This is a genomic window from Rahnella sp. AN3-3W3 (assembly GCF_003263545.1).
Lineage (GTDB): Bacteria > Pseudomonadota > Gammaproteobacteria > Enterobacterales > Enterobacteriaceae > Rahnella > Rahnella variigena.
In genome coordinates, this window is sequence record NZ_JYDG01000049.1 from 73013 (window position 1) to 95284 (window position 22272).

General features: G+C 54.6%; 17 protein-coding genes. 6 read left to right on the forward strand and 11 right to left on the reverse strand.

Annotation, left to right across the window (positions count from 1 at the left end; all coding sequences use genetic code 11):
• Positions 1–68 precede the first annotated feature (68 nt).
• Together UC15_RS14695 and UC15_RS14700 are read right to left on the reverse strand one after the other, a co-directional pair.
• On the reverse strand, positions 69–872 hold the full coding sequence (locus UC15_RS14695) for a molybdopterin-dependent oxidoreductase (protein WP_181955524.1): 804 nt from the start codon (positions 870–872) through the stop codon (positions 69–71).
• 10 nt (positions 873–882) lie between these two features.
• On the reverse strand, positions 883–1509 hold the full coding sequence (locus tag UC15_RS14700) for a cytochrome b/b6 domain-containing protein (RefSeq protein WP_112289132.1): 627 nt from the start codon (positions 1507–1509) through the stop codon (positions 883–885).
• 153 nt (positions 1510–1662) lie between these two features.
• Between UC15_RS14700 and UC15_RS14705 the strand changes: the two genes are divergently transcribed.
• From UC15_RS14705 to UC15_RS14715, 3 genes are all read left to right on the forward strand, one after another.
• Positions 1663–2385, forward strand: coding sequence for a response regulator transcription factor (locus tag UC15_RS14705; protein ID WP_112289133.1), 723 nt, complete (start codon positions 1663–1665; stop codon positions 2383–2385).
• Between the two features lie 3 nt (positions 2386–2388).
• Complete coding sequence (locus UC15_RS14710) at positions 2389–3855, forward strand: HAMP domain-containing sensor histidine kinase (RefSeq protein WP_112289134.1); 1467 nt, start codon at positions 2389–2391, stop codon at positions 3853–3855.
• A 127-nt stretch (positions 3856–3982) separates the two neighbouring features.
• Positions 3983–4303, forward strand: a complete 321-nt coding sequence (locus UC15_RS14715) for a multidrug efflux SMR transporter (RefSeq protein ID WP_112289135.1) — start codon at positions 3983–3985, stop codon at positions 4301–4303.
• 52 nt (positions 4304–4355) lie between these two features.
• On the opposite strand, the gene UC15_RS14720 is transcribed toward UC15_RS14715, so the two are convergent.
• The 9 genes from UC15_RS14720 to UC15_RS14760 all read right to left on the reverse strand — a co-directional run bounded on the left by UC15_RS14720 (position 4356) and on the right by UC15_RS14760 (position 19529).
• Positions 4356–4829: a helix-turn-helix transcriptional regulator gene (locus UC15_RS14720; RefSeq protein ID WP_112289136.1), complete on the reverse strand. Its 474-nt coding sequence runs from the start codon at positions 4827–4829 to the stop codon at positions 4356–4358.
• Positions 4826–6175, reverse strand: coding sequence for a type II toxin-antitoxin system HipA family toxin (locus UC15_RS14725; protein ID WP_112289137.1), 1350 nt, complete (start codon positions 6173–6175; stop codon positions 4826–4828). Before UC15_RS14725 ends, UC15_RS14720 begins: the two co-directional genes overlap by 4 nt.
• Before the next feature lie 193 nt (positions 6176–6368).
• Complete coding sequence (locus tag UC15_RS14730) at positions 6369–6590, reverse strand: YdgH/BhsA/McbA-like domain containing protein (protein ID WP_112289138.1); 222 nt, start codon at positions 6588–6590, stop codon at positions 6369–6371.
• A gap of 167 nt (positions 6591–6757) precedes the next feature.
• Complete coding sequence (locus tag UC15_RS14735; protein ID WP_112289139.1) at positions 6758–7381, reverse strand: NAD(P)-binding oxidoreductase; 624 nt, start codon at positions 7379–7381, stop codon at positions 6758–6760.
• A gap of 2 nt (positions 7382–7383) precedes the next feature.
• Complete coding sequence (hutX, locus tag UC15_RS14740; protein WP_112289140.1) at positions 7384–7890, reverse strand: heme utilization cystosolic carrier protein HutX; 507 nt, start codon at positions 7888–7890, stop codon at positions 7384–7386.
• Positions 7877–9202, reverse strand: a complete 1326-nt coding sequence (gene hutW, locus UC15_RS14745) for a heme anaerobic degradation radical SAM methyltransferase ChuW/HutW (protein ID WP_112289141.1) — start codon at positions 9200–9202, stop codon at positions 7877–7879. Before hutW ends, hutX begins: the two co-directional genes overlap by 14 nt.
• Before the next feature lie 141 nt (positions 9203–9343).
• Positions 9344–10048, reverse strand: coding sequence for an SDR family oxidoreductase (locus UC15_RS14750; protein ID WP_112289142.1), 705 nt, complete (start codon positions 10046–10048; stop codon positions 9344–9346).
• Between the two features lie 126 nt (positions 10049–10174).
• A complete protein-coding gene (locus tag UC15_RS14755) occupies positions 10175–18709 on the reverse strand; it encodes a GH36-type glycosyl hydrolase domain-containing protein (protein ID WP_112289143.1) in 8535 nt (2844 codons plus the stop codon).
• A 334-nt stretch (positions 18710–19043) separates the two neighbouring features.
• Positions 19044–19529, reverse strand: a complete 486-nt coding sequence (locus UC15_RS14760; RefSeq protein WP_112289144.1) for a type VI secretion system tube protein TssD — start codon at positions 19527–19529, stop codon at positions 19044–19046.
• A gap of 188 nt (positions 19530–19717) precedes the next feature.
• Here UC15_RS14760 and UC15_RS14765 point away from each other — a divergent pair, with 188 nt between their 5' ends.
• The 3 genes from UC15_RS14765 (at position 19718) to lldD (ending at position 21837) form a co-directional block, all read left to right on the forward strand.
• Positions 19718–20245 (forward strand): DUF2778 domain-containing protein, encoded by a 528-nt coding sequence (locus tag UC15_RS14765; RefSeq protein WP_112289145.1) that lies wholly within the window; start codon positions 19718–19720, stop codon positions 20243–20245.
• Positions 20214–20480 carry a hypothetical protein gene (locus UC15_RS14770; protein ID WP_112289146.1) on the forward strand — a complete coding sequence of 89 codons (267 nt, stop codon included), beginning with the start codon at positions 20214–20216 and terminating at the stop codon, positions 20478–20480. The genes UC15_RS14765 and UC15_RS14770 overlap by 32 nt, the downstream gene beginning before the upstream one ends.
• Before the next feature lie 208 nt (positions 20481–20688).
• Positions 20689–21837 (forward strand): FMN-dependent L-lactate dehydrogenase LldD, encoded by a 1149-nt coding sequence (lldD, locus tag UC15_RS14775; RefSeq protein ID WP_112289147.1) that lies wholly within the window; start codon positions 20689–20691, stop codon positions 21835–21837.
• The last annotated feature ends 435 nt before the right edge of the window (positions 21838–22272 follow it).

Below are 22272 nucleotides of genomic sequence, written 5' to 3' on the forward strand. Positions count from 1 at the left end.
TAAATCCTTCTTTTAGGTTTTGAGATACAAAGGTTGTTGTGGACAGTGTTGATCCTTGAGGATCGTGTTCAGCTTCCGCCGAACCAGTTGTAGCCCTGATCTTCCCAGTAGCCACCAGTGAACTTGTTTGTTATTTCAATGACTTCGATGTGCTTTGGATTCTTATAGCCGAGTTTGGTCGGCATTCTGAGCTTCATCGGGAAGCCGTATTTTCGCGGTAAAATCTGGCCGTCATAAGTCAGCGCCAGCAGGGTTTGCGGATGCAGTGCCGTCGCCATATCAATGCTGGTGTAATACTGGTCCGCACATTTAAAGCTGACGTATTCCGCCGTGAGATCGGCCCCGATCAGACGCAGAAAATCACCGAACGGCACGCCGCCCCATTTGCCAATCGCGCTCCAGCCTTCGACACAAATGTGACGAGTCACCTGGCTGACCTGCGCCATTTTGTACAGCGTTGGCAATGACCATTCGCGTTTATCCAGCGCCAGACCGGCGATTTTCAGGCGATAAGCGTTACCGTCTACTTCCGGTGCGTCGTCTTCGGCGTAAAAAGCGTTAAACGGAAACGGACGGGTGATCATCGATTCGGCGTACACCGGCGCCAGGCGCGTCGAGCCAAACAGCCAGCCTTGTACGCGGTCGTTGAATCCAGAAATCTTACCGAGCGCGTTTTCGACGCTGGCGTTATCGCTGATATCGCAACCTGTGAGCATCGCGACGCCGCCGAGCGTCAGCCCGCGTTGTAAAAATAGGCGGCGGGAGGGCGCATCCAGTTCGCGGATAATCTGTTTTTTTGCTTCCTGTAAAATGGCTTCGCTGTCGGAAGGGCTGAAAATCTGGCTGATCGTTTTTTTAACGAGGTTTTTCATCATGTCTTCCTTAACGTCCGCGGATCATGGCAATCAGGGTTTTCGGCACCAGCGCCACCATCACGATATGCAGCACCACAAATCCCACCAGTGAAGCCATCGCCAGAAAATGCACATAACGCGCCGTATCAAAGCCGCCCATCAGTTCGCGCAGCAGCGGAAATTGCACGGATTTCCACACCACCAGCCCGGAAAGCACCAGCACAATGCCGTCAAACATCACGAACACATACGCCGCACGCTGAACCATATTGTAGTGACACAAATCGTCGTGTTTCAGCTTGCCGCGCACGGCAGCCAGTAAATCGTTGAAGATGCCGCGCGGCGTCAGAGGCCAGAATTTTCGTTTCATGCGGCCGGTAAAAATATTCATCAGCAGATAAAACAGGCCGTTGAAACCAAACAGCCACATCCCGGCAAAGTGCCACTGAATACCGCCACCGAGCCAGCCACCGAGTGTGACGGTTGGCGGAAAATCAAAATTAAACAGCGGTGAGGCGTTATAAATCTGCCAGCCGCTGGTGACCATAATCAGCACCGCCAGCGCGTTCAGCCAGTGCGTCAGACGCAGCCATAACGGATGCACGATGGCGGGTTTTTGTTTTGCCTGTCCGGGTAAATCCGTGTGTATTGTCATGATGAAGTCCGGCTGTCCGTCCTGTGATGAAGCGAGTATTGAGCGGATTTGTTCCCCGATACCTCACGCAAAGTTAAATAAAATGTGATAACTCGCGGGCGGTTGCTTGTGTAGACTCAAACCATTGGGGAGTGCCATGTTTTGGGATGACATATGGATAAGACGAAGAAGATCCTGATCGTTGAAGATGACGGGGATATCGCAGAACTGCTCAGCCTGCATCTGCGTGATGAAGGTTATGAAATTACGCACGCCGCAGACGGTAATCTGGGCGTGGCGCATCTGGAGAAAGGCGGCTGGGACGCGCTGATCCTCGACCTGATGCTGCCGGGTGTTGACGGTCTGGAAATCTGCCGCCGTGCGCGCAACATGACGCGTTATACGCCGATCATTATTATCAGCGCACGCTCCAGCGAAGTGCATCGGGTGCTCGGGCTGGAACTGGGCGCGGATGATTATCTGGCGAAACCTTTCTCCATGCTGGAACTGGTGGCGAGGGTTAAGGCGCTGTTCCGGCGGCAGGAAGCGATGAGCCGCAATATGAAAATGGACGCCGGTACCCTGAGTTTTTCCGGGCTTATCATCGACCCGATTGCGCGCGAAGTGATGCTGAATCAGCAGCCCGTTGAACTGACGCCGCGCGAGTTTGATTTGCTGTATTTCTTTGCCAAAAATCCCGGCAAAGTGTTCTCGCGCCTCAGCCTGCTCAATCAGGTCTGGGGCTACGAACACGAAGGGTATGAACATACGGTGAACACCCATATCAACCGTCTGCGCATCAAGATAGAAGCCAATCCGGCTGAGCCGGAACGTATTCTGACCGTGTGGGGAAAAGGCTACAAATTCGTGTCTTCCGCTGAAGACGCGCAAGGGTAAATCATGAAAAATCTCACGCTGGCGCAAAGACTGACTCTGGTATTTACGGTGTTACTGATCGCCTGCTGCGCGCTTTCCGGCTATATGCAGGTGCGCTCCAGTAACCAGTATAGCCAGTCGGTGATCCAGCGGCTGTCAGCCAATCTGGCGACGCAGATAGCGGCGAATAATCCGCTGCTCAGCCAGGGCGACTGGGATCCGAAAGCAGTGCATACCCTGTTCGATCAGCTGATGGCGGTGAATCCCAGCGTGGAGGTTTATTTGCTGGATAAAGACGGCAATATTGTCGGCAATGCCGCTCCTGCTGGCAGATTGCAACAAAAGCGCATTGATCTCGCGCCGGTTAACGCGTTGCTGCATGGCGCGAAAATGCCGGTGTATGGCGATAATCCGCGGGATCCGCATACTCCGCAGGTCTTCAGTGCTGCGCCGTTGCTGGTCAACGGAGAAACTCAGGGTTACGTGTACATCGTTCTGCTCGGCGATGCTTACACCGCGCTGACCAGTGACGCGCAATATCAGTCGGCGATATCTCTGGCGCTGCGCTCGATGGGGCTGGTGGCGCTGTTTGGTTTGCTGGCCGGTGCGCTGGCGTTCCGCTGGGTGACGCGTCCGGTGCGAAAACTCACGGCACAAATTGCCGAACTTGATACCGGCGGCATGGACGCCATTCAGGCGCTGGCGAAAACGGAGACACCAGCCGGAGCCGCACGTGATGAAGTCACGCAACTGCAACAGGCATTTGTCGCGCTGGCAAAACGTATCGATCAGCAATGGCAAAGCCTGATGGTGCAGGATCAGCAACGGCGTGAATTTATCGCCAATATTTCCCACGATCTGCGTACGCCGCTGACATCGCTGCACGGTTATCTGGAAACGCTGTCGGTGAAATCAGACCATCTGAGCAACGAAGACCGCCAGCGTTATCTCAATATCGCCCTGACGCAGAGTAAAAAAGTTGGCCGTCTGGCGCAGGAATTATTTGAACTGGCGCGGCTGGAATACGGCGTGGTGAAACCGCAGAAAGAGCCATTCTCGCTGAGTGAGCTGGTGCAGGATGTTTTCCAGAAATTCGAGCTGGCAACGGAAACACGCGGGCAAAAATTGCTGGCGGATATCACACCGGGTATTCCGCTGGTGAATGCCGATCTCGGTATGATTGAACGGGTGCTGACCAACCTGCTGGATAACGCCATCCGTTTTACGCCGGAAGGGGGCACGATAGAAATTAAATTGTGGCCGCACGAAGGTCAGGTGATGGTGCAGCTGAAAGACAGCGGACCGGGCATTGCGCCGGAACTGAAGGACAACCTCTTCGTGCGTCCGTCGATCCTCAGCACCAATAAACACCGCGCAGGCGGGCTGGGGCTGATGATTGTGCGCCGTATTCTGCAACTGCACGGCAGTGATATCCAGCTGATTGAACAGCCGAAGCGCGGTGCCTGTTTTCAGTTTTCCGTGCCCGTTTGAATTCCTGGTTTGTTTTTGTAAAGGCATGAAAGAGTGAACTATAATCTTTCACTCTTCATGCTGACTGGACGACCAGAGACTCAGCCATACTAAGCAGGGACGACCTTGCGCGTTTTCAGGAACTATCATGGCCTGGTTCTATCTGTTTCTTGCCGGTATTTTCGAAGTGGTCTGGTCGACCGCAATGAAAGAATCCCACGGTTTCACCCGCCTTATTCCCAGTATTCTTACGGTTTTCTTCATGATCCTCAGCGTCATTTTGCTGGCGATTTCGATGAAAACGCTGCCGCTCGGCACGTCTTACACCGTCTGGGTCGGTATCGGCGCTATCGGTGCCTTCATTCTCGGCGTGGTGATGTTCGGCGAAAGCCTCAACCCGTTGCGGGTGATCGCCGTGCTGCTGATTTTCTCCGGCGTGGTTTTGCTAAAAGTGGCGACGAAAGGGTAAAGGCGGAAACGCTGATATGACAAAGCCGCTCTGTACAAGGAGCGGCTTTTGTTTATTGCTTATTGAAAAAGAGCGTCGAGAGCACCTGCTGAGAAACCGGCACCAGCCCGACTTTCAGACCAAAGGGTTTGAAAAGTTTGTTGATAATATCGGAGGTATAATTTCCTTTATCATTTTCCACTTCTGACAGTGTTTTCCGCGATACGGAAACCAGTTTAGCGAAAGCATCTTGTTTTAGCCCCAGCACATTGATCCGCAATGCTTTTAACGCTTCCCCCTGGCTTACTTCCCCGGATATCAGCGCGCGCATGATCTGAAGTCTGGCTTCATTCCTTTCATTGGCGCTGACGGGTTTCGTCAGATGAGAGACTCTGCGGCGGGTGCGTGTTTTGACAGCACGGTCCCTCTCTGCCTGGTTCGTGATTTCTGCCGTGGCGCTTTGGGTTCTCTGCGCGGCATTTTTTTTCGCACGTATTTTCGCGATGGTGCTTTTCGCTGAATGGGCCGCAATCAGAGGTTCTTTCATAACAGCCCCCAGCGGCGCAATTTTTCGGGAATATAACTGAAACTTATTGCGGGCATGTTCAGGATCTGTTGCGGGATACCCCGGGCAGCAAGCCGGTCTTTCAGACCTGTCAGTTGCTCAGCAGTCTCATTGAGCGCCCGGAGTAAGTTTTGTGCCGGAATGAGATCATCCAGAGTTTGCGCAATAGCGGGAAAATCATATTCACCGCCAACTTCCAGCGGCGTTTTCCATTTCGTCGTTCTGGCAATCCCTTCAGGATCGGCCTTCATGGGCGCGAAATCGTAGATCGGCGCGAGCCGGATGCTGCCTTCATCCTTGAGAAAAGAGGTATTTCGACCATGGTTATCGCTGTTGCCAAAAATAATATTGAGCAGATCCCGTCGGACCCATTCGGTAACAAACGCCGGGATATCAAAAGAAAAACCCTGCCCTGTCACCATATGGCTGCGGGAAATTTGATTAATCAATGTCCTGAGGGTTTCTTCATGATAGAGCGTGACACCGGGTGCCTTGCGCAGCAGAGAATAGACCGATTCCATCCCCAACCGCCTGACGACACCTTCTTCTTCAAAGGCAATATCAAAACGTGGCAACCACAGTGACGGATAAGTCAGTCCTTCTTCAAGCCGCATATTGTGCGTCGGGATTGTCTCAAATCCCATCGCTTCCAGTTCATGATAGAAATGGAATTCAGCCCGCAAGATATTGCAGTCCACTTCAGTCCTTGCCCCGCGTGGATATTTGACCAGATAAGGAATATCCCGGTTGGCGGGATCACTCTGGTAGGTATCGATCCAGATTTGCTGTTCCCGGTTACAACGGAGCAGCAGTTTTGGTGCTTCCCCGCCCGCACCTGTCGCCCCCCCGGCAGCGGCACCGCGTTGCTGGGCATAATCCAGAAAGTCTCCCGCCCGGTTTATAACGTCGTCGACGGTGAAAAAGAGTTGTTCAGCAAGGGGGTTATGTTCCGGCAAGGATTCTTTAATGCGCAGGTTGCCGACAGGGGACAGGGTGCCATGCTTGAGCAATACAAAATTTTGCTCATCCGGGGTCAGCCCTTCGAGGTCAAGATAGTTGGCCCAATAGCGGCGGCTGGAGCCGCTGGGAATGATGTCATCGAGAAATTTCATCCATCCGCGTTGCCCGTTATCATCGAAAAAGAGGGCAACCGGATGGTTAAGTGATACGGCGCGGTTATCGTCCCGGTCGAGGTTATCAATTGCATAATCGAAAAGATAATTAAGTTCAGTCAGGCGATAGTTGTTTTGTTCGCTGTCGGGAAAAGTGATGTTAGCAATATCCACCCACTCATTATTGAGAAAAGCCTGTAACGTTAACTGTTCCATAAGATCCCCTTTACTTATGAGTGGTATATTACTCGTTAATAAAGAATAGTCCATTTAACGTTACCTAAAACACCCATTATTCGGCTTTTTCGAATTTATTGCGTTTTATATCACTCGTTAATTTTCGCTACTCAACGACAAAGCCGCTCTGTAAAAGGAGCGGCTTTTGTTTTGAATAACAAACTTCAGCAAATCATTTGTACAACACAGCGGTACCATGAATGCGGTTCTGACCACCGGCTTCGATGATTTTATAAGAACTGGCACCGGCAGCAGCGGCTTTGGCGGCGAAAGTGGATTCCAGACCCTCTAAGGTATTGTCAGAGGCCGTTATGGTGCCGATTTCAGCCGCGAAGCTACCGAAAGAAACTGTGGTGAGTGCAGCAGCGATAACGAAAGTTTTGATAGATTTCATGATGTCATTCCTTCTCAATGTTTGTTTGGAGAAGGCCGTGCGCCTTCGATGAGAAGAAGAATAGCGCCGTGAGACCGGAAGGGATAGCGGAGTGATTTGCTTATTTTGTTCGAAAAAATTGAATTAAATGCCGGGGGATTAAAAAGCCCCGTTTCCGGGGCATGAGATCAGAACCTTTCCCCTTCCAGCGTCGAATCACACAACGCGAAAATCTTACCCCAGCCTTCGCCGGAGGCCAGCAGATGCTGAATGTGCAGCGCGACATCGCTGCGGCGCACGCGGCCGTGGGCTTCGGTTTGGATCAGATGCGCTTTGCCTGTCGCATCGCCATTCATCAGGCCGCCGGGACGCAGGATGCACCAGTCCAGCGTGCTGGTTTGCAGCCAGCTTTCGGCCAGCGATTTCTCACGCACCGCCTGCCCGAACGCCTGTTTTGCGCGTGTGGATAGCGTCGGCCAGCTGTCGCCGCAACCAATGGAAGTTACCAGCAACATATGGCGGATCCCGGCCTGCTCTGCAGTATCAATGATCAGCCGGTTAGCGGTGTAATCGGCGAGCTTACCGCCGAGCGTAGAGACGATCTGCGCCGCACTTCCTGCCATCTCGCAGGCCTGCAAAACGTCGGCGGGAACAAGCGCATCGCCGTCAATCACGGTCACGCCAAGGGCGCGCAACGTTTGCGCCTGTTCGGCGTTGCGGATCAGCGTCACGACCGGACGTTCCTGCGCCGTCAGCGCCACCAGTTCAGCGCCGACGCCGCTGCCTGCGCCAAAAATCAGCAAAGTGTTCAAGGTTATTTCTCTCTCTCAGCCAGAAGGGCGGGAAGGGCGCGAAATGCATTCAGCTGATCGGTCAGTAATTCACGATGGCTGTCGCGCCCGACGAAAACCTTGAGCATGGCATAACCGGAAGCGTTTAAAAACCAGACACTTGCTGTGCTCATTCCCATAAACGGACGTTCAACCAGTGCAATGTGCTGACAGTGCGTCGCGCGGATATGCCCGCTCATGCCCCCTTTACCGCGCAGGTTAAAGTAACCGTGACGATGCGTGCCGGAGGGCAATTCGCCATGGAATTCGAGGATCAGATCGTCATTATTAACCAGCGTCGTGACGTCGCCCCAGCCGGTGATGTTGTCCCAGACGGTGTCGAAATGGGTTCCGGCAAACAGATAACTTCCCGGCAGGTTCTGAATCACTTCCAGCGGCGTGATGCGGTATTCACGGGCGATATCTTCGACGATGCCGTCGGGCTGAGTGGCTAAAAAGTCGATCAGGGACTGAAGTTTATCCGTTGGCATGGGAGGTATTCCGTAAAGTCAGTTGTGGGATCAATGTCTGTAAGGCCTGCAACATATTGCTGGCCCAGAAACGCCCGGCAGGCGTGAGATTAAAACGCGGGCCTTCGTTGAGCATCAGGCCGCATTGTTGCCATTGCTGTAACAAGGGTTCGAGCGGGAAAGGATTTTCGATGATACGGCTAAGATCATAACGGCCCGCCTCGATGCCGCCCTGTAAATCCAGCCGCCAGCGGTGCTCACCCGTCGTCGCTGCGGTCATCATCATGATGGGTTTTTGTCCGGCGTCCATCTGTTGGTAATACATCTCCAGACTGCGCTCCGTCATGTACGATTGCCCGCCGAGATTGCCGCCTGCACCGCTGCCAAAAGCCAGACAGTCCGCGCCTTTTTTGATCAGCAAATTGTACAGATTGCGTTCCCGCGTGGTGCGCGCCCAGTGACTGTTACTTATCTGATGCCAGCCATCGCGTGCCAGAAAAGCTTCACCTTCGAGGTAAAAATCACGACGCTGAGTGACATCCGGCAGCGACACGCGTTTATTTTCCACCGCTTTGCCCAATGGTGTGGAAGGCAGCAGATTCAGGGCGTAAAGATCGACACCATCAAGTGGTAAATCGCGGACGATCTGCAAATCCTCCCGCCAGCTTTCCGGTGTCTGTTCAGGTAATCCGAACATCAGATCGCAGACCACCGCAGCGCAGTCACGTTCCCCGAGTTTACGCAAAAACTGTATCGCTTCTTCACTGCTGGCGCGGCGTCCCATACGCTGGCGGACACGGGTATCAAACGTCTGAATGCCGATAGAAAAACGGTTAGCACCCGCCTCCAGACAGGCGTCGATGCGTTCGTCATCGAAATTAAGGATCCGCCCTTCGACAGTGATTTCGCAATCCGGTGCCAGCGGCAAACAGCGACGCAGCGTGCTGATGATCCGGTGCAGCTGTTTTGCGCTGAGTGCCGTCGGTGTGCCGCCACCAAAATAGACAGCGTGGACAGGCGCCGACTGATGCAGCGGCGAACCGGCTTCCAGTTCGATCTCCCGGATCAGATAATCGCAATACTGTTCTGTGGCTTCCGCTTCCAGTTTGTTCTGGTAGAACCCGCAAAATTTACAGTGCGTCGCGCAAAAGGGGATATGCAGATAGACCAGACGCTTATTGGCCGGAAGCGGACGCTGGCACAGCGCCTGCCACTGAGCGGGAATATCCTGCGGCGGAACGGGCTGCTGAGGCCGCCAGGGCATGACTGCCCAACGGTCGGGAAACGGCAGCCCGTCAGCGGCAGCGTAAAAACGCGCGAGGTCTAAGCTCATTGAGTTTGTCTTCTCCTGAAAAACAATCATTCATTCGTCGGCATTAAACGATAATGATTATCATTCGATCAAACCCAAAACGCATTTGTGATGATCTGTATCAAGTTTGGAAATGTCAGGTTTTAGTTAGAGAGCACTGATTCAGCGCTTCGCCTTATCCCGCCTCGGTCTGACGGCGATATCCGTAATTTGCGTATCGTCACTGGCGTCGATAACCAGACGTACTGCCGCAGCCACTGATTTCGGCGTGCTGTATTCGCGCGGGTCGATGGCTTCAAAGTTGCCCTGACTTTCGCGAGTTTTGCGGTTCATCGGTGTATCTGTCGGGCCGGGCGCGACGGTGGAAACACGCACGTCGTGTTCGCTTTCTTCCTGCCGCAGCGAGTGGGCGAGGGCGCTGAGGGCAAATTTTGACGCACAATACACCGTGTTTCCGCCATCAGCTTTGGTACCGGATCCTGAACCGATAAACACCACCTGACCTTCCTGCTTTCTCAATGCAGGCAATGCCAGCCGGGTAAACTCAGCGGGCGCAAACACGTTGATGGCAAACTGCTGCTGCCAGTCCTCTGGCGTTGCATTTTCAAGACGCAATGGTTTGGAAATGGCCGCCGAATGCACCAGCACATCAATTGCCGGTAATTCACTCACAAACTGCGCAACGGCGGCGAAGTCCAGCAGATTAATCTCTACCGCCTCGACATTTTCAATCAGGCGCAGCGCAGCCAGACTTTCTTTATTACGCCCAAGCGCATAGACCTGATGATCGCGCGCCAGATTATGAACAACCGCCAGCCCGATACCACTGGTTCCGCCGGTGATAACTGCAACAGGGAATGAACTCATGATGTTTTCCTCAGGTTTTTTCATCAAGTTATCAGCTCAGCGCCGGGCGGACGATTGCGTTTATTGGATTAGCTTTTGTGCAAAAATGAAAAGCCCCATAATCCGGGGCTTTGAGAGGCAGCGGTATTACTCTCCCAGTTCAACCTCCACCCGATGTTCAACGCCATCATCGTTGAGTGGGATCTTGTCACCGGCAAGTGGAGTGCCGTCCAGCGTGACGCCATATTCTCCGGTACTGCGGCGGACGGTGATCAGATAACGGCTGCTGCCCTGCTGGTAAGTGACGGTGATTTCCGGCCAGTCCTGCGGAAGTTTGCTGTGGATCGAAATGGCGTCGCCGTGGCGGGTGATGCCGAGCAAAGATTCGGTGATCAGGCGATACGTCCAGCCTGCGGAACCGGTGTACCAGCTCCACCCGCCGCGCCCGCTGTGCGGATCCACCGAGTAAATATCGGCGGAAATCACGTAAGGTTCGGCTTTGTAACGGCTGACGGCCTCCGGCGTCAGGCTGTGATTGACCGGGTTGATCATCGACATCAATTGCCACGCGCGTTCGGTGTTGCCCTGTCTGGCAAAAGCCATCACCGCCCAGATTGCCCCGTGCGTGTATTGCCCGCCGTTCTCGCGTACGCCCGGCAGATAACCGCGAATATAACCCGGATTCGGCCCGTTGCCGTCGAAAGGTGGCGTCAGCAGTTTGATCAGCCCCGCGTCACTGTCCACCAGATATTTGTCCACCGACTGCATGGCGCTGGCGGTACGTTCCGGTGTGCCTGCCCCGGAAAGCACTGACCAGCTCTGAGCGATGGCGTCTATCTGGCACTCCGCATTGACATGTGAACCCAAGGTTTCACCGCTGTCGAAATAACCGCGCAGATACCATTCGCCGTCCCAGGCATGATCGTTGAGATTTTGTTTAAGCCGCGCCGATTCTTCGCGGCACAAGGTGGCGGTGGCGGTGTCCTGACGGATTTCCGCCAGTTCGCCGTAGCGTTGCAGCACGTCATACAGGAAGAAGCCCAGCCAGACGCTTTCCCCGCGTCCGCCCAGACCGACCAGATTCATGCCGTCGTTCCAGTCGCCCGCGCCCATCAGCGGGAGGCCATGCCCGCCCATTTGCAGGCCATGTTTCAGCGCACGGATACCGTGCTGCCACAGGCTTTCGCGTGTTCCGCTGACCACCGGTTGTTCGTAAAACGACTCTTCGCCCGGTGCCAGTAAACGCGCCTCAAGGTATGGCACCTGTTCTTCTGCAATTGCGTGATCGCCGGTCACCGCGATGTAATGACTGATCGCCAGCGGCAACCATAAATAGTCATCGGAACAGCGGGTGCGCACGCCATTGCCGGTTGGCGGATGCCACCAGTGCTGAACGTCGCCTTCAACAAATTGCCGTGATGCACACAACAGGATCTGCTCACGCATCCGTTCCGGTGCCGCGTGAGTCAGCGCCAGCGTATCCTGTAACTGGTCGCGGAAACCAAACGCGCCGCCGGACTGGTAATAGCCACTGCGGGCAAGGATCCGGCTGGCGAGGGTCTGATAGATCAGCCAGCCGTTAGTCAGCAAATCGACTGATTTATCCGGCGTGGTGATCTGAATTTTATCCAGCACCTGATGCCAGTGGTGATGAATTCTGTCCAGCTCAGCCTGCGCGGCGCCTTCCTGGAAGAACTGATGGATTAAGGCTTCGGCCTCACCGGCGTTTTGCCCCAGACCGAGGGCGAAAATAAAGGTGCGCTGATCGCCGTCGATAAGCGTGGTGGCAGACTGAACTGCGCCGCACGGATCGAGCATTGCGCCGGTTTTATCCGACAGCCGCTGATTTTTCATTGCAGCGGGCGCGGCAGTTGACCCTGTGCGCCCGAGGAACTCACGACGATCGCCGCTCACCGAGCAGTGCGCGCCGGTTACGGCGAAGAAGGCGGTGCGCGGGGAGCCGTTACTGGTGTAATGGTTGGTCGCCAGCACGCCGCAACCCTGAGCCACGTGTGCCGCTGAGGTAACGATGTGCATAGCCGATTTGGCGCGTAAATCCGCCATCACCCATTCGGCATAACCGGTCACTGAGAGCCTGCGTGGCCGCCCGGAAAGGTTGGTCAGCGTCAGCATAATCAGTTTCACCGGCGCATGTTCCGCCACTAATACCGTCATTTCGCTGCTGATCCCGTGTCCGGTGTGCTCAAAAACGCTGTAGCCAAAACCGTGGCGTGTCACATAGCCGCCGTTACCGCGTACCGGTAACGGTGCCGGTGACCAGACGCTGCCGGTTTCCTCATCGCGCAGATAGAACGCCTCACCGGAGCTGTCACTGACCGGATCGTTTTCCCACGGCGTCAGGCGATATTCGTGGGCATTTTCAAACCACGTATAGGCCTGTCCGCTTTCTGAAATCACCGTCCCGAAACCGGCATTCGCCAGCACGTTTGACCACGGCGCAGGCGTATTCTGACCTTCGTTGAGCACAATCTGATATTCACGTCCGTCCGGCGAGAATCCGCCCAGCCCGTTGAAACAGGTCAGGTCACGTGGCGCTGCGGCAACCGGCGTATTGTCGGTGATGGTGCGTACCGGCAACAGAGCAGGCAGTGAGACGTGTGGCAATTGCATACGCAGGTTGAGCTGATCGGCCAGCGAGCCGCGGCGGTCGTCGATCACCACGCGCGCCACGCTCATCAGCAATGTGCGGTCTTCCTGCGTCAGTTGTTCGCCATTGCGGACAAAAATTCCGCCCGGAATATCGGTCTGACTGGAGCCCGCGCCGGAAGCGACCAGGCTGAGGATCTGATTTTGCAATGCCTGCTGATAGCCGCCGGAGTCATTGCATAACAACACCAGATCGACCTTCAGCCCTTTGAGACGCCAGTAGTTGTGCGCGCGGATAAGTTGCGTCACCAGCCCGATATTCTCATCGCTGGTCAGGGTGAGCAGCACGATCGGCAGATCGCCGGAAAGCGATTGTCCCCAGAGACCGGATTGCCCGCGGCGGTTGGCGGCCACGGTCTGCGCATCGCCGCGCAGTTCCTGACTGGCGAAAACCAGCGCACCGGCCAGACGGTTATACAATCCCGCGTCGTCTTCGGTGGCATTCAGCTGGCGCAGCACCACCTGACTGTGCGACCAGGCGATTTCGAATACCCGATCAGCAATATGATGGTCACGGTATTTTTCCAGCAACATCAGGCTTTGCAGCCGTGTGTCGGAAATGCCGTACACCATATCGATAATCACTGGCACGCCGGGTTTCAGGGTAATGCGCTGGCGGATGGACATCACCGGATCCAGCACCGCACCGGCGCTGTTAGTGAGCGGTCCGCCCTGACGCAAGGCCTGCGGGCTGGCCGCGGTATTGCCGCGTCCGATAAAGGCCGACCGGTCAGTTTCGAACGACGTTTCCCGTTCGAAAGAGCCGTGGATCGCCATCATATGGAACATCCACGGACACTGTTCTTCCGGTTCACGCGGACGGCGGTGGCACAAAATCCCTTCCTGTGCGGGCACCAGTTCGGTCTGCACAAACAAATTGCTGAACGCCGGATGTGCGGTGTCATTGGCGGCTGGCGCCAGTACCACTTCGGCATAGGTGGTAATTTCCAGCTCACGTGGTCGGCGGCCATGATGCGTAACTGTCATGCGGCGGATTTCGACGTCATCTTCCGGCGAAACCACGATGTGGGTTTGCATGGTCAGCGAACCCTGTGTGCGTTTGAATTCCGCACCGAAATCGTTCAGCACCGCGTGATAGGTGCCTTTCTGTTTGCCGAGCGGTTGCCAGGTATTGCTGTAGACCGCGCCGGACTCCGGATCGCTGAGATAGCAGAAAATCCCGCGGTTATCGCGCGTTGCATCTTCCCGCCAGCGGGTCAGCGTCAGGTCTTTCCAGCGGCTGACGCTGCCACCGGCCTGCGTCACCATCAGATGGTAATGGGTGTTAGACAGCAGCTGAATTTCCGGCGAGGCACTGCTGGTGTCGGTGAATTCGCGCAACTCAATGTTCACTTTTTGCAGCGTGTTGTCATGAGACTCAAAGTGGCGACGCGGGCTGTAAAGCTCGACGGCATCCGGCACCCGTTCCTGCAACAACAGGCGTGCCGACTGGAACGCGGCATTGGCGGCGAAGCGTGCGGTCATCGGCGCGCCCAGCAGCACATTGCCCAGCGCCAGGAAACCCATTCCCTGATGGTGAGCCATGTAAGAGCGCACCACGATGTAAATCTGGCCGCGGATCAGACGCGACGGGCTGTAATCCAGCGCGTCGTAAAAGCCATATTCACCACGCGCACCGCAATGTTCCAATACGTTGAGATTGAGACAGGCTTCCTGCGGGCGGATCATCAGCGCCATCATGGTGGCATAAGGCGCGACCACCATGTCTTCACCAAGACCGCGCTTCAGGCCCAGACCGGGCACACCGAAGGCGTGATACTGATAATTCTGATTGAGGTCAAATGCCGCATAAGCGGATTCAGAAATCCCCCACGGCACGCTGTTTTCCTTACCCCAGGCGATTTGCCGGTCAACGGCAGTCTGACACATCTGCACCAGCAGGGTATCCGGATAGGCCGGCATCACCAGTTGCGGCATCAGGTATTCAAACATCGATCCGCTCCACGACATCAGCGACGGCTGTTTGTCGATCACGGTGAACAGGCGTCCGAGCGCAAACCAGCTTTTTTGCGGCAACTGGTTGGTGGCAATGGTGACGTAGTTGGTCAGACGAATTTCAGAAGGCAGCAGATCGTATTTCCCGCTGTCCAGTTTATGCGAGTCGCAGTTATATCCGACGGTCAGCAGATGGGTATTCTTGTCGTACAGGAAGCGGAAATCCATGCGCGCATGGTCATTAAGGCGCTGTTCAAGCTCGCCGATAATGTCCAGACGCTGCCGTGCCAGACCGATCGCGCGGGAAAGCGCCGGTGCCGTACGGGCATCCTGTTGCGCCAGCCATTGCAGCGAAGGGAGCGGTGCGTTTTGCGCCTCCGGCGACAATTCTGCGTAAAAATCTGACCACGCCTGCAGACCGGCATCAAGTTGCTGCGCCAGTCGTTGCAGCCAGTCTTCTGCGGTGGCAGCAACCAGCGCACGCATCTCGCGCAGGCTCAAAATACTCTGCTCAGCTTTTTCACCCGCAGCCTGTTTCAGACTTTCGCGAAGCTTAGCCACCAGCGGGGCATCTGCCGGGGTTTCCGCCATATTCAGCGTGTCTTCCAGCCCTTTGAGCCATGCCGGAAGATTGACGGCTGGTTGTTTTCGCCACAGACGTAAGCCGGTGCTCAGCGTCAGTAAATGCCCGGCCAGATTGCCGCTGTCTACACTGGAAATGTAGCGCGGATTGAGCGGCTGGAGCGTGCGTGTGTCGTACCAGTTATATAAATGTCCGCGAAAATGCTCGAGTTTATCCAGCGTATCGAGCGTCAGCATAGTGCGTTCCAGCACTTCACCCTGCGTAAGATAACCAAAATCCCACGCGGTAATATTGGCCAGCAGCGACAACCCGATGTTGGTCGGCGAGGTGCGGTGCGCGATCACCGGCTGGGGGATTTCCTGGAAGTTATCCGGCGGCAGCCAGTTTTCTGTTTCATTCACGAAAACTTCAAAGAAGGACCAGGTCTGACGGGCAGCCTGACGCAGGTAAATCTGTTGTTGTGCGTCCAGATCCGGCACCTGGCGGCGGGCGGGCTGACTGAGCCAGCATAAAATACGCGGCGCGATAAACCACAGCAGGCCGAGCGGGACGGCAAAGCCCAGCAGCGGCGGACTTGCCTGCGCAGCGAGCAAAATGACCGCCACGCCTGCCAGCGGATTAGCCCACATGCGGCGGTAGAAATATCCCGGCGAATGCGCACGGGATTTCGCGCTGATATTGACGCTCGCCCACTCATGTAACTTGCGATGGCTGACACTGAGTCGCCACAGTGTCAGCAAAATCGCCTGCACCGAATAAACGGCTTCGTGCGGCAACGTCATCAGATTAAGCAACACGCGGGAAATCCGGCTGACGGTGGCCGATGCCACACTTTTGAGATGCGGAACCAGCGCCCGTCGCGGTCCTTTATTCAGCAGGTCTAACACCAGCGCCACCAGCGCCGGGAACAGCAGCATCACGGTAATAAAACCGAGCCAGTAAAGTTTGTCCGGCACCACCAGCAGCGTGGTGAAGATCAGAACCAGCAGGGCTGGCGCGACCAGACTGCGGCGCAGGTTATCGAACAGTTTCCAGCGGGAAAGCGTGGTCAGCGGATTACGGCAGCGCGTCCCATCTTCCTGCGTGACATAAAACCCCAGCCAGTTAAGCAACTGCCAGTCGCCACGGATCCAGCGGGTTTTACGCGCCACGTCTGCCAGATAATGATCGGGATATTGCTCGTAAAGCACCACATCGCTGAGCATACCCGAGCGCGCGTAACAGCCTTCCAGCAGGTCGTGGCTGAGCACCAGATTTTCCGGGCAGGTATTGTCCGTGGCGCGGATGAACATATCGACGTCGTAAATACCTTTACCGACAAAAGAGCCTTCCCCGAATAAATCCTGATAGATATCGGAAGACATCGACGAATAAGGATCGTTGCCCGGCACGCTGCTGCATAAAGCGGCGTAGCGTCCCTGACCATTTTCCGGGATTTCCTCCGCCAGCCGTGGCTGGAGAATGGCGTAACCGGACACCACCCGATGACGTTTTTCGTCATACACCGGATGATTGAGCGGATGCGCCATTGCCGCGATCAGCTGATGGGCGGTGGCCCGCGGCAGCACGGTATCGCTGTCGAGAGTGATAACGTATTTCACCTGACGCAGATGCGCCTGCGTGCTGCCTTCGGTCAGCGAGAACGGCTCGCCTTCATCGCGCAGCCAGCGGTTAAGCGCATTCAGTTTGCCGCGCTTACGCTCATACCCCATCCACACGCCTTGTTTCTCATTGAGTTCGCTGTCGCGGTGCAACAGCGTAAACAGTGCACCCTGCGCAGAGGGATAACGGCGGTTCAGCACCTGAATTTGCTGCACGGCAAAGGCCAGCAGGGCATCGTTATCTGCATTCTGCGGATTTACGCTGTCATGAAAATCACTGAGCAGCGCGAAATTCAGGTTAGGTAACACGTTGCCGAGATAACAAACTTCAAGACTGCTGATCAGCGCCTCGATATTTTTTCGGCTGCCGAGCAGACAAGGGATCACCACCAGCGTGCTGGCGGATGCAGGAATGCCACCGGCATATTCGAGGCGCGGCAGCGGTTGCGGCGTCCGGCTGCGGGTGGTGATTTCGCTGAGCAGATTGAGCGCGAACTGGCTGGCGACCAGCACCACCGGTACTAACAAACTCCACCATAACCAGTGCATAGGCGTATGGGCGGAACGGTAGAGCGCGTCAGCGGTGACAGCGGTGGTCAGCAGCAACAGGCTGCCGAGCCACGAGAGAAGCGGTGTCTGGTTGAGGCGGCCACGCATGCGCGTCACCCATGAGAATCTGACATTCAGGTCTTTCTCAAGCGCCTTGCGCCCTGCGTCGATCAGGTAATAACCCACATGTCGTTGCTGGACAGCACCGCTGGCCTGTTGCGCTAAGGCAATCGCGCGGCTGGCGACAAAGGCCTCGTCGTGGCGGGAGTTGCGCGAAAGGCGTTCTATCTGATGGCGGTAATTATCGCGGGTATCGAAGTGCATGGAGGCGTAAATGCCAGCGGGATCTTCATGCAGAATTTTCTCCACCACGCTGAGATTTTCAGCGAAATCCGCCCAGTCCATTTCTGTCAGCTGACGTAATCCCATAATGCTGTTGCTGACTGAAAGCTGGTTGGCCGCCAGTTGCTGATTAAATTTGTCGATTACTTCCCGCTGTGTCAGGCCGACTTCGCTCAGACGCTGTTCCACCCAGGTCAGCGGCAGCGCCAGTATTGAACCGTGTCCCTGCAGGCGGCGAACCAGTTCAGCGACAAACGCGCTGGTGCGCGGTGGATTGCTGCGCGCCATGTCGGCAATCACGATGATCTGACTGGCCGGATCGTTCTCGGCGCTGTCTTGCAATTTATTGACCCAAAAATCGGCCAGATTGCGCTCCTGCTGGGCATTTGCCACTTCAATGCTGACGCGGCGCAGGTTCTCGATCAGCGCCAGACGCAGCATCCCCGGAAATGCCCACAATTCGCCGAGCGTCAGCTGTCGCACGCTCTGATAGGTGGAGAGAAAACGGGTGAGCGTGGTGATGTCCCAGAGTCCGTCGCTGTGGCTGACGACTTCGGTGGCGATGTCATAAATGCGCGGGCAAAAATGCGGTGCGCCCAGTGAGGGCAGGCCTTTGCCGAAGTTTTTCGGCAGCAGCTGGCGAACGACGCGGATCTGTTCTTCGATCAGATAAAAGTTGTCGAGTAGCCATTCTCCGGCGGGCGTGATACTGGCTTTCTCACCACTGCTGAGGATAAGACAGCTGCGGGTCAGGACTTTTTCGTTATCGTCGAGACGTTTAAGCAGGTAGTAGGGCAGTTTCTTACCGGAAAGCTTATGCGAGAGTGCCAGCTTGCCGCCAAAGCGTTCCATCTGATCCGCCGAGAAGAGTTCGGCGCGGATAGGCGCGGGATTTTCCAGCGCGCTGGCCCGATGACGTCGGGTAATGACCGGAACAGGTGGTTCTCTTTTACTTTTAAACCAGTTAATCACAGCATTTTTCACGTCGACATACCTTACGCGAACCCGAAAAGGCAGTTGCCTGGGCTGCGATAAGAGTTCACACGAAGAGAATAGTGGGCAGAGGGCAGGGAGGCAGATCGAATTTGTCGCCGGGCGGGCGTCTCCCCTGAGCTTAGTCTCTTTTGAGGCGGAGCGTGGGTTTAGTTTCCAAAGTTGCTGACGGAGAGTTTGCTGCAGACGTATTGCACACGGGCATAATGTTGATGCTTATGTATATTATACTGATGGTGAAATTTGGATTGGGTTAGGTAAATTTCCCTTGCGCACATGTAAATTTTAAATGGTAAATGAAATTGGGGAGTGATCCCCCATTTTCTTATGAACGATCGCTCCATTCATCGGTGTATTTTATATTGCCGTCAATGTAGTGCCAGGTGATTTTGTTGTACATCATTGACACTGATTCCATGTGATTAATCTGCGAAACACCTGACATTTTTACGTTCGGCATTCCCGGATTTACACCAGTAATTTTCACACCTTCTATCGTCATAATAAAATAAACCTCTTCACGCCCGGCATCATTAATGCGATACCAGCGGATCTCAGCGGACTTTAAAGTTTGCCCTTTGGCGACAGCCTTATACAAATAAGGACTCGAAGAATCGAATTCCTTTTCAAACAACATTGGGGAATGAGTTCTCGTTCCGGTAATGCTGCCACTGCGGCTATCAACCGGAATATTCAGACCGTGGCTGAAACCGATGATCTCAATACTTCCTTCACGCCCAGCGACATCCACTGAACCTTTAATTGCGGAACCGCCATCATCATAGAGCCACATATAAGCAGGTATTGGCATTGTGGTAATTCCCTTTTATGAAGTGAGGCTTCACGTTATGCCCAAACTTCTATCAGTGCGATTAGCGAATGTCGTAACAAACTGACTTTTCAGAAGTTTATTATCTATTTATGCGTTAGAAGCGCCTGTTTTTACGGTATGATCCCTGTAGTGTCATCCCTTAAGCTGAATTTACGAAAGGTAGTTTCATGGCTATACAAGGAAAGTTTGTCATTAATGATGCGGATTATTGCCCATTGATGATGTTTGGAGTGGGTACTTTTATGGCTTATTCCGGAAGAGATGCGTATCGCAATAGGGCAAGTTGTATTGGAATTCCGAACCTGGGGCCTATTCCACATGGGCGCTATCATATTGTTAAACGAGTAACAGGGGGAGTGAAAGGTATTGTAAGGGCTGATCTTCGTGATTCTTATTCGTGGTTTACGCCTACCCCAGTTATCAAGGCGGAGTGGTTTGCCCTTTATCGGGACGATGGTTCAATAGATGACCAAACGTGGATAGAAGGAGTTGAGCGCGGTAATTTTCGCCTGCATCCCCCTGGTCCGCTAGGAATTTCATTAGGATGTATCACCCTTCAGCATCGCAGTGATTTTATGGCTATTCGTCAGGCTTTGATGTCTACCCGGCAGACAGAATTAGCCAATGGTTTAATGAGTTACGGAATGATAGAGGTGATCCTGAATGGGCAGGCGTCGTGTGGCAACGGGATTTAGAATTTTAATCGGCGTGGGGATTTACATTCTGGTTTTTCTTATTTTGCGGCCCTCATCCCCAGCGACTCAAGAACAATATGCTTTTTGGAATGATACTGCCGCTCTATTTGAAGAACCTGATGTTGAAGGTTTTATCGGATGGGCGCTGTTAATCATTTGTCCTGTTATCACTATTATTTTCTATCAGGTGATCGTCAGGCTTTTACAATGGCATCTTAATAAACCTGATAAGTGATGAACCCGTGGGCATGATCAAAGCGGCGAGAATAAAATCGCCGCGCATTTTCAAAAATTTCCCGTCTTCCCCCCTGCCATGCTGTACTGCGTAAAAGTTTAGGGTTTCGTTGTCATTGTTTTCTCTCGTGTTGTGTATTTTCAACTACACTTTCTGCACCCCTACAGCGCCAAATAAAAGAGCGCGTTATGAATAACGAGAAAACATCATGATCATTTCTGCATCAACGGACTATCGCGCTGCGGCAAAAAGTAAACTGCCGCCATTCCTGTTTCATTACATCGACGGTGGCGCTTATAACGAGCACACGCTGCGTCGTAACACCGCCGATCTGGCTGATATCGCTCTGCGCCAGCGCATCCTGAAAAACATGTCGGATCTGAGTCTTGAAACCGAATTGTTTGGTGAAAAGCTGGCGATGCCGGTGGTGCTGGCACCGGTCGGGCTGACCGGCATGTACGCGCGACGTGGCGAAGTTCAGGCCGCCCGCGCCGCAGCAAAAAAAGGCATTCCGTTCACGCTTTCCACCGTCTCCGTCTGCCCGATTGAAGAAGTCGCACCGGCCATCGATCGCCCGATGTGGTTCCAGCTTTACGTGCTCAAAGACCGTGGATTTATGCGTAATGCGCTGGAACGCGCACAGGCCGCTGGCGTCAAAACGCTGGTGTTTACCGTTGATATGCCGGTGCCCGGCGCTCGTTATCGTGATGCCCATTCCGGCATGAGCGGCCCGAATGCTGCTGCCCGCCGCATGTTACAGGCAGTGATGCATCCGCAATGGGCCTGGGATGTGGGTCTGAACGGTAAACCGCACGATCTGGGGAATGTCTCGGCCTATCGCGGTAAACCGACCACGCTGGAAGATTATATCGGCTGGCTGGGGGCAAACTTCGACCCGTCGATTTCATGGAAAGATTTAGAGTGGATCCGCGAATTCTGGAAAGGCCCGATGATTATCAAAGGCATTCTGGATCCGGAAGACGCGAAAGATGCGGTGAAATTTGGTGCAGACGGCATTGTGGTGTCTAACCACGGCGGCCGCCAGCTCGACGGCGTGCTTTCTACCGCACACGCACTGCCAGCCATCGCCGACGCGGTAAAAGGCGACATCACTATTCTTGCCGATTCCGGCATCCGCACCGGTCTGGACGTAGTGCGCATGATTGCCCTTGGCGCAGACAGCGTATTACTGGGCAGGGCGTTTGTGTACGCTCTGGCGGCGGCGGGCGAGGCGGGCGTGATTAATCTGCTGAACCTGATCGAGAAAGAAATGCGCGTGGCGATGACATTAACCGGCGCGAAATCGATATCTGAGATTAGCGCGGAATCGCTGGTGTACGGAAGAAGTTTGCGCTGATGCGGTCATTCCCGGGGACGTCTGCTATGACTGCCCCGGTCATATCACTCCCCTAAGCAATACCCGTTTCTTCGCGATGACTCCCCGTCGGGTTACAACCCGCGCAAAAAGACGCGTGGTTTTCCACCTCTCGTCCGGCGGCATTTTGAAACCGGCTTCAGGCTTATATTTCACCACCTCACTTTTTCTATTTTTTTAAAAGCCACGGGCGATTCAGAAATCTTGCTGAACGGAGCGGCCTGGAGACCGGAGGCTCCAGGACCGAGTGAAGGAACCGCAAAGCGGCAAGATTTCCAGCCTGTCGCGGTGATACCTGAAACATAGCCAGCGAGCGGAGCGTGCAGTTAAGAAAACGCAGGATTCCTAAGGGTTTCGTTTAAAACCCTTTGGGCCAGTGTGGGCGGCGAGCCCACGACCTTGACCTTAGGGCCAGTT